At 67.3% G+C, this 7,119-nt stretch carries 11 protein-coding genes and 2 pseudogenes; 4 read left to right on the forward strand and 9 right to left on the reverse strand.

Features of this window, described 5'->3' with window-relative positions; all coding sequences use genetic code 11:
* Nucleotides 1-318: 318 nt before the first annotated feature.
* On the reverse strand, nucleotides 319-612 hold the full coding sequence (locus ACIPM1_RS33610; protein ID WP_402441141.1) for a hypothetical protein: 294 nt from the start codon (nucleotides 610-612) through the stop codon (nucleotides 319-321).
* A gap of 96 nt (nucleotides 613-708) precedes the next feature.
* On the opposite strand from ACIPM1_RS33610, the pseudogene ACIPM1_RS33615 reads away from it, so the two are divergent.
* Nucleotides 709-864 (forward strand): annotated as a pseudogene (locus ACIPM1_RS33615) (site-specific integrase); the annotation flags it as partial.
* Nucleotides 865-874: 10 nt separating this feature from the next.
* Here the strand turns inward: ACIPM1_RS33615 and ACIPM1_RS33620 are convergent.
* From ACIPM1_RS33620 to ACIPM1_RS33630, 3 genes are read right to left on the reverse strand one after another with little or no spacing between them, the layout of a single operon-like run.
* A complete protein-coding gene (locus tag ACIPM1_RS33620; protein ID WP_402441143.1) occupies nucleotides 875-1,213 on the reverse strand; it encodes a hypothetical protein in 339 nt (112 codons plus the stop codon).
* Nucleotides 1,210-1,635 carry a hypothetical protein gene (locus tag ACIPM1_RS33625; protein ID WP_402441145.1) on the reverse strand — a complete coding sequence of 142 codons (426 nt, stop codon included), beginning with the start codon at nucleotides 1,633-1,635 and terminating at the stop codon, nucleotides 1,210-1,212. The genes ACIPM1_RS33620 and ACIPM1_RS33625 overlap by 4 nt, the downstream gene beginning before the upstream one ends.
* Nucleotides 1,632-2,063 carry a MarR family winged helix-turn-helix transcriptional regulator gene (locus ACIPM1_RS33630; RefSeq protein WP_402441146.1) on the reverse strand — a complete coding sequence of 144 codons (432 nt, stop codon included), beginning with the start codon at nucleotides 2,061-2,063 and terminating at the stop codon, nucleotides 1,632-1,634. The genes ACIPM1_RS33625 and ACIPM1_RS33630 overlap by 4 nt, the downstream gene beginning before the upstream one ends.
* Before the next feature lie 823 nt (nucleotides 2,064-2,886).
* Between ACIPM1_RS33630 and ACIPM1_RS33635 the strand changes: the two genes are divergently transcribed.
* Both ACIPM1_RS33635 and ACIPM1_RS33640 read left to right on the forward strand, forming a co-directional pair.
* The gene (locus tag ACIPM1_RS33635) at nucleotides 2,887-3,654 is read left to right on the forward strand and encodes an SDR family NAD(P)-dependent oxidoreductase (protein WP_402441149.1); all 768 of its coding nucleotides are present in this window, start codon (nucleotides 2,887-2,889) and stop codon (nucleotides 3,652-3,654) included.
* A gap of 25 nt (nucleotides 3,655-3,679) precedes the next feature.
* Nucleotides 3,680-4,093, forward strand: a complete 414-nt coding sequence (locus ACIPM1_RS33640) for a MerR family transcriptional regulator (protein WP_402441150.1) — start codon at nucleotides 3,680-3,682, stop codon at nucleotides 4,091-4,093.
* A gap of 67 nt (nucleotides 4,094-4,160) precedes the next feature.
* Here ACIPM1_RS33640 and ACIPM1_RS33645 read toward each other — a convergent pair.
* From ACIPM1_RS33645 to ACIPM1_RS33665, 5 genes and pseudogenes are all read right to left on the reverse strand, one after another.
* Nucleotides 4,161-4,451, reverse strand: a pseudogene (locus ACIPM1_RS33645) (IS30 family transposase); the annotation flags it as partial.
* A gap of 47 nt (nucleotides 4,452-4,498) precedes the next feature.
* The gene (locus tag ACIPM1_RS33650; RefSeq protein ID WP_402441160.1) at nucleotides 4,499-4,708 is read right to left on the reverse strand and encodes a hypothetical protein; all 210 of its coding nucleotides are present in this window, start codon (nucleotides 4,706-4,708) and stop codon (nucleotides 4,499-4,501) included.
* A gap of 58 nt (nucleotides 4,709-4,766) precedes the next feature.
* Entirely contained in the window at nucleotides 4,767-5,177 is a 411-nt protein-coding gene (locus tag ACIPM1_RS33655) for an SRPBCC family protein (RefSeq protein ID WP_402441152.1), read from the reverse strand.
* 2 nt (nucleotides 5,178-5,179) lie between these two features.
* A complete protein-coding gene (locus ACIPM1_RS33660) occupies nucleotides 5,180-5,527 on the reverse strand; it encodes an ArsR/SmtB family transcription factor (RefSeq protein WP_402441154.1) in 348 nt (115 codons plus the stop codon).
* 11 nt (nucleotides 5,528-5,538) lie between these two features.
* Entirely contained in the window at nucleotides 5,539-6,000 is a 462-nt protein-coding gene (locus ACIPM1_RS33665; protein WP_402441156.1) for an SRPBCC domain-containing protein, read from the reverse strand.
* A 774-nt stretch (nucleotides 6,001-6,774) separates the two neighbouring features.
* Between ACIPM1_RS33665 and ACIPM1_RS33670 the strand changes: the two genes are divergently transcribed.
* Nucleotides 6,775-7,059 carry a hypothetical protein gene (locus tag ACIPM1_RS33670; protein ID WP_402441158.1) on the forward strand — a complete coding sequence of 95 codons (285 nt, stop codon included), beginning with the start codon at nucleotides 6,775-6,777 and terminating at the stop codon, nucleotides 7,057-7,059.
* Nucleotides 7,060-7,119: the final 60 nt, after the last annotated feature.

Below are 7,119 nucleotides of genomic sequence, written 5' to 3' on the forward strand. Positions count from 1 at the left end.
ACCGAGGGACGGGAGACGGCGGGCGTTCAACCGAACGTGTCACCCATGTCCTGAGCACAAACGGTCAAGCATCTCCTGAGACCTCACACCGACACACCGTGAGTCCCCGCGTGTTCCCGCCGGAACGGGCACGCGGGGGACACGCTGACACCCTCGATGCGAACTATGGGTGGGACGGCCGCTGAGGTCTGCATGACTGTTCAACCGGTCCCCTGGGCCCGGTAGCGGTCAGCGGCGGTTGCCGTGAGTGTTGTACTTTCCTGCTGTACCGACCGCTTGTGCAGGCTGCGCTGATGACCGGCAAGGCCAAGGTTGCCGTCAAACGCTCTCGATGACGCCCTGGATGTTCGCACCGCTGAGGTCGACAACGACGGCGCCGGCCCGAAGCTCAACTGGCAGGTGTGAGCGACCCTCCGCGGTACCCAAGATGGCCACCCCTTCCGGCAAGAGGATCACAGCCTCGAGACGTTCGACGAGCTCGGCGACGATGTCGAGAATGCCGCCCCAGGTGAAGCGGTTGATCATGATGCTGCCTGGGCTCGTATAGACGTCGGCCTCGCCGCCGTCGCTCGCCCGGATGCGGATGAACCCGTAGTCCGCCTCTCTGGCCACCGCGTGCGGCGCCAGGAGTGCCTGGCCCCAGCCTATCTGCGCGGCCTCTTCAATGGCGACCCGAGCTCACCGCACAGGGCCTCTGCGGACACAAGCCACTCCAGCTTGCACCTCGGCGAGCAGGGCGCGTCCGAGCTGATGGCCAAGTCCCGGCACAGGAGAGCGGAGAACGTCCGCCGGTACTTCAAGCCGTGGGCGGAGGCCATTACGGGCGTCACCGGCCTGCTGGCCCCAGGTGACGCCCGTCGCTGAGTTGTTGGGGTCAGGCCAGGCGGTCGCCTGGGAAGCTGCGGACTGGGTGGAGGGTAAAGGTGAGGATGCCCGCTTTCACGGCTGGGTCCTCGGAGATGAGTGCGCGAGCGGTATCGATGTCGGTGTCCATGATTCCGATGCCGCAAATGGTGGTGTCGTCGGCGACGGGGCACACGATGTTGAGTGTGCCGTCGGTACGAAGGGCGAAGTTGCGGCGGCCGTGCTCCCACAGGACCGGGCCGGCGTCGGGGGTGCCGTAGGCGGGGCCCTGATGGAGGATCACCGCGGTGTAGGCCTTGGTGGCGGCCAGGGCCCGGCGCATGTCGTCGTCGCTGACGGGGCTGGTCATGAAGTGCTCCCCGCGGTGTTCAGGTGGGCGGTCAGGTCGGTGTGGTTGAGGTAGAGGGCGATTTCGTAGCCGTGGTCTTCCTGGCGCAGGAGGAAAGTCGCGGAGACGGGGATGGGACTGGGCTGGTGGGCTGCCTCCCAGTCGATGGCGAGCAGGACGTGGCGGTCGTCCAGGCGCATCTGGCGGGCGCCGGCCCGGGTGAAGTCGCCGATGCCCGCCGCGGTGAAGGCGCGGCGGCGCATGGGTAGGGCGGCCGCGAGGGCGGCGGGGGTCAGGGCGGAGGCTCGGTTGGGGTCCAGGGCTAGGAAGTTCGGGGCGAAGCTGCCCGTTTGGTCGGCGTTCTCGTCGCGGCCACGTGTGTCGTAGTCGTCGAGGAACGCGGCCGTGTCGTTCTCGAGTGGAGTCCAGGTGGGTGTGTTCACAGGAGGGTGGCCAGCCTTTCGAGTAGGGGCACCGCCTCGGTCAGGGTGCGGCGCTCGGCGGGGGTCAGATGGTTGAGGGCCTGGTGGATGTCGGTGATGCTGGCCGCTTCCCGTGCCGCGAGGGTGGTTCGTCCGCTGTCGCTGATGGACACCACGGCCTTGCGTCCGTCGTCCGGGTCGGGGGACCTCTCGGCCAGCCCCGAGGCCACCAGACTGCGCAGGATCGGGGCGATCGCGGCGGAGGTGACCTGCTCGCCCTCGGCGAGCTTCCCGGGAGATGCGGGTCCCGTCCGTGCCAGGCGCTGGAGCACCGCGAGCTCAAGGAAGGACAGTCCGTCGTCCGTGCGCGTGTACAGCTGGCGCAGCCTGCGCGCGACCCGCCCGATGCCCAGGCGCAGGTCACGAGCCAGGGATTCCTCATCCACCATAATTGCTAATCTAAATTAGGTAACCCAGATGAGCAATCTGGAGCTTGAGTTTCCACCCGCTGGAAGGTCCACACTCCTGACGTGTACGACGACAGCCACACGCTGCTGAACGGGCAACTGGCCCGGCGTACCGGTATGCCGGTACGTCCCCGCCGTCCTCGTCCGGGGCCGTAATGTTCCATTACTTACTTGCGGGCCGCATCGAAGCAGAGGAACTGCACCGGCAAGAGCCAGACGCGGCAACCTCGCGGGCAAGCTCGACAGTGACCGCGGACGGCTCGTCAGGGGTGACCTGAGCAAGGACTGGGTTACCGAGGTCGCCGACTGCGGATTCAGGTCGGCGTGCGTAACCGTGGGAGGGGCGGGGCGGTCGGATTCGAACCGACGTCCTCCGAGATGATGTCGCGGCGCACTACCTCTGTGCTACGACCCCGCCTTGCTGGCGATCATAGGCTCCAACTGAGCTGATGGACAGGGGAGAAGGCGAAGATCGCGGGTCGCTGGAGCACCTTGCTCGTGCTGCCGGCGACGCCAAGCGTGCAGATGGGACATCCATCGTGCTTCAACCGACCAGCCAGATCACGATCTACAAGCTGGAGTATTGGGGCGCTCCCGGCAGGACTCGAACCTGCGGCCAAGCGCTTAGAAGATGCGGGCAAGCTTTGGCGGGGCGGTCCGATGGAACCTTGATGCTTCCGTTCCGGGCTGCCGAACGCTGCTGCCGTCCATCGTCGTTGCCGTCAGCGTTGCCGTCGGCGCAGCTGCGGTGTGACCAGTGTGCCTGGAGAGAGCTTGACCTTGCCGCTGGCGGCAGGGTTGAACGATGGCGGGTATGAACAGCATCGCCACGCAGAGCAATAGAGTCGTCGCCGTCACCGGAGCCGGCACCGGCATCGGCCGGGCAACGGCCCGTGCCTTTGCTGCCCAGGGCGCCCATGTGGTCGCGATCGGACGACGCAGCGAGCCTCTGAAGGAGACCGCGGCCGGGTACAACCGGATCACGCTGCTGCCAACTGACATCACCGCCGAGGGCGAGCCGGAGCGGATCGTCCAGGCCGTAGCGGAGACATACGGCCGGTTGGACGTACTGGTCAACAACGCCGGCATCGTGCGCAGCGGCGCCCTCGGCACGCTGACACCGGACAGCATCACGGCTCAGCTCGCCACCAACCTCGTCGCTCCCATTCTGCTGGCGCAGGCGGCGCTGCCGCTGCTCGAGACGTCAGGCGGAGTGATCGTCAATGTCAGCACTTCCGTGGGGCAGCGGGCCTGGCCCGGCAGCTCGGTCTACGCGGCGACCAAGACCGCACTGGAGCTATTGACCCGCAGTTGGGCGGTCGAGCTGGCACCCCGTGGGATCCGGGTGGTGGCGGTCGCCCCGGGCGCGATCGACACCCCTATCGGGGAGCACCAGGGTCTGACGCCTGAGCGGAGGGCCGCAGTACGGCAGTGGCAGCTGGCGCGCACCCCGCTGGGCCGGATCGGCCGCCCCGAGGAGGTGGCCTGGGCGATCACGCAGCTCACCGCGCCGGCCGCGTCGTTCGTCACCGGAGTCGTGCTCCCGGTCGATGGCGGAGCCGTCGTGGCGTGATAGGAGTGGCCCGGGAGGTGGACGGGTGCGGATCGGTGACTTGGCCAGGGCGACGGGGACGACTGCTCGTGCGCTGCGGCACTACGAGCAGGTCGGGTTGATCTGCTCTGAACGGGCCTCCAACGGCTACCGCATCTATGACGAGCGGGCGGTGGTGCGGGTCCGCAACATCCGCTACCTGCTGTCTGCCGGGCTCGTCCTGGACGACGTGCGCGTGTTCCTGCCGTGCCTGGATGGTGATCTGGCTGCCGCACCGCCGTCGGACAAAGGGCTTCGGGTCGCGCTGGAACGGCTGGCGGTCCTTAACGAACGGATCGCCGCTCAGACCGAGGCCCGCGCCCGGCTGGAAGCCGCACTCCGGGAGAAAACCGGTGATCTTGAAAACCGTCGTGGCAGCGATGTCACCGTGGGTTCAAATCCCACCGCCTCCGCTCCGTGAGCAGTGAGAACGGCCTCTGACCTGTGTGGGCGGATTCAAGGGGTCGTTGCAACACGCGGTTGTTTGATCAGGCCGTGAGCAGTTTATGCAGGCGCTCGGCTGGGGTTTCCCAGTCGAGCGTTTTGCGTGGGCGGCTGTTGAGTTCGGCGGCAACGGCGTCAAGGCGGTCGCGGGTGTGGACCGCGAGATCGGTGGCCTTGGGGAAGTACTGCCGTAGCAGTCCGTTTGTGTTCTCGTTCGAGCCGCGCTGCCATGGGCTGGCCGGGTCGCAGAAGTAGACCGGGACGTTGGTGGTGAGGGTGAAGGAGCAGTGGGAGGCCATCTCGATGCCCTGGTCCCAGGTCAGCGACCGCACCAGGTGTGCCCGAACCCAGATGCGACAGTGTGTAGCCGTCAGACCGCACGTCAGCCAGTGCCCTGGCCAGTAGGCCCTTCGACGGGGGCGTCGCTCGGTTCGTTCATGTTGATGACGATCTTCCCGGCACCACGGGTCTTGGCGAATGCCTGCTGTGCACCATGCAGACAGGTCAGCGGGAAGCGCGCGGCGATGCGAGGGGCCAGAACACCTGCTCGTGCCGCGTCGGCCAGAGCGGCGAAGTGCGCCCGTGTGTGCATGGAGGAACCGATGAGCGTGATGAGTCCGGGCGCGGGCGTCCACCACCATGCGGCTGGGTCAGCCGGCCGCAACGCGCAGCCGCCCGAGCCGGTGCTCCCAGCCGGCGCGGTGGTTGCCGATGTGGGCGGACGGCAGGCTGCGGTGCGTGAGTACGACCATCGTGTCGTCGCCGTCAGGGATCAGCACGACCTCGATGGTCGATCCCCCGGGCGGCAGCGCGTCGCTGCCGGGGATGCCCCAGGTGAACACGGCGCGGTACGGCGGCTCGACGGTGATGTAGGCACCGCGGGCGACGACCTCGCCCATGTCGAGTGAGAACACGCCGCCGGGCTGCGGGTCGAGCTCGGCCCGGTCGCCGATCCACTTGACGATGAGCGCGGGGTCGGTGAAGTACGGGAAGACAACCTCGGGCGGTGCCTTGATGTGCTCGGTCGCGACGATGACGTCGTTGCGGATCTCGGCGGTCACGGCTACCTCTTCGGTGGTCGGGGATGGTCCGTCTCGACGGCCTTCTTCAGGCGGCTGAGGGCGTCGGGCCAGAGCTCGGAGAGCAGCTCGCGCACCGGCTCGAGCGACTCGTGGCGCAGCGCGTAGAGGCGGCGGGTTCCCTCACGGCGCTCGGTGAGGAGGCCGGCTTGTTTGAGCACGCCGATGTGCTGGCTGACCGCCTGCTGGGTGAGGGTGAAGCTCGCCGCGATCTGGCCCGCGGGCAGCTCGGCGTGCTGGACGAGGCGCAGGATCTGTCGGCGGTTGGGGTCGGCGAGCGCCCGCAGCACCGCATCGGGTGCCGCGGGCGTCGACTGCTTCGGCTCGGCCATCGGACTAGGTCTCAGGCCCCGAACGGGGTGCCGGTGCCGGTCTTGGCGAAGGTCTCGATGCTCGCCATGAAGTATGTCCAGGCGGCGACGCAGGAGTCCCAGCACTCGAGCTGCGGGGTCAGACCGGCATGCTGGAAGTGGAGCTCAGTGCCGGTGTCGGCGGGGATGATGTCGAACTCCATGGTCGTGCCGAGCCACTCCTGCGTGTGTCCGGTGGGTGTGGTCCCGTCGGGCGCGATGGACTCCCAGACCACGCGGGTGGGTCCGGCTTCGAGGACGCGCATCGCGTTGACGCCGTGGTCGCCGAAGCTGGTGACGAGCGTGCTGCCGACTGCTCCATCGCCCTCGGTCGGGCCCCACCAGCGGCTGACGCCGGCGGCGGAGGTGAAGAGCGCCGAAACGGTGTCGGGGCTGGCGGGGAGGTTCAGGACCGCGGTGAAGTTCTTGGTCCGTGTGCCGATGGTCCTGGCCATCCCGGTCTCCTCTTCGTTTTACAAGGTTCTCCTTGTGCAACCCATTGGTTGTGAATGTAGGTAGAGCCCTGCCGCGTGTCAAGAGGTCGTGGGTTGCGGCGAGGCATCGCCGGCCGATAGGACAAGACCTCAGGCAGCTACCTCGCGGGCCTCCACCTGCGCGCCTCGATGATCTGGATCAAAGACCTCACCCGAACCACCCGATGATCACGACTCGATATGCGCCCTATAGTGCTGTGACCGCATAGGTTCGCCGAGTTGGTGCTCACGGCCCTTGTGTCGGTTGGATGTGATGACACGTCCGATCGGTGCGGGGAGACGGGATGGCACAGCCGGTCCGAGTGCGTAGATTGACGGAGCAGGAGCGGCAGAAGCTGCAGCGGACCGTGCGCAGGGGCAGCACCAGCACTGTGCGCTGGCTTCGTTGGTTTCTAGGAACAGCGTTTGTCGACTGGTTCGGGAGGCAGCTGGTGGTCACCCGAGGTCCAGATGTTGATGACAAATGACGGCATCCCCGCATCCCCTGCCTCCGCGGTGATCGGGGGGCCACCCCCTTGGGATGAGCGATGCGAGCCTCGGCGGGGTCCAGCCAAGGTGAACCCGAGGGCCGCCACGGAATGATCTTGAAGACCCGCCCCCTGCTGCCCTCTTACCACCGTGGAAGGACTCGTGTCCCGGATTCCCGTGTTCTGATCTTTCCAGGTTCGTGGGCTGGGGACGATCACGCGGGCGCGTGAGGCGTCTGGGTGGGACTGGGCGTCGAGTGGGGTCGGGATGACCTCGATCGAGAGGACCGCCTATCTGCGGTTCAAGCGGCTGATCACCGCGCGCGAGCTGCACGTGTTCTTCACTCCCGGCGAGGAGGAGCGGGTCTGGGCCGAGGAGGTCGCGGACCCCGACGAGCACCAGCTCGCCCTGCTGGTGGCGCTGACGGTCTCCGGCAGGACCAGTACGGCGTCACCTGGGCCGTTGACGCCGCCGTGGACGGCAAGTTCCCGGTCCTCCGCCTGGAGGCGGCATTTTCCTACTGAGGTTTTCAGCGTGGGGTCGGTGGGTTGATAGTCAGGCCGGTGGCGGTGAGGCAGCCGTCGATCAGGCGGGGCCGGAGTTGGATTCTGC

Source organism: Streptomyces sp. NPDC086766 (genome assembly GCF_044746005.1).
Taxonomy (GTDB): domain Bacteria; phylum Actinomycetota; class Actinomycetes; order Streptomycetales; family Streptomycetaceae; genus Streptomyces.

Excerpts from the sequence above, each read along its gene's own strand:
- ACIPM1_RS33635 (WP_402441149.1), top strand. The coding sequence starts at position 2,887 with ATGGCGGGTATGAACAGCATCGCCACGCAGAGCAATAGAGTCGTCGCC.
- ACIPM1_RS33620 (WP_402441143.1), bottom strand. The coding sequence starts at position 1,213 with ATGACCAGCCCCGTCAGCGACGACGACATGCGCCGGGCCCTGGCCGCC.
- ACIPM1_RS33660 (WP_402441154.1), bottom strand. The coding sequence starts at position 5,527 with ATGGCCGAGCCGAAGCAGTCGACGCCCGCGGCACCCGATGCGGTGCTG.
- ACIPM1_RS33670 (WP_402441158.1), top strand. The coding sequence starts at position 6,775 with ATGACCTCGATCGAGAGGACCGCCTATCTGCGGTTCAAGCGGCTGATC.
- ACIPM1_RS33630 (WP_402441146.1), bottom strand. The coding sequence starts at position 2,063 with ATGGTGGATGAGGAATCCCTGGCTCGTGACCTGCGCCTGGGCATCGGG.
- ACIPM1_RS33665 (WP_402441156.1), bottom strand. The coding sequence starts at position 6,000 with ATGGCCAGGACCATCGGCACACGGACCAAGAACTTCACCGCGGTCCTG.
- ACIPM1_RS33650 (WP_402441160.1), bottom strand. The coding sequence starts at position 4,708 with ATGCACACACGGGCGCACTTCGCCGCTCTGGCCGACGCGGCACGAGCA.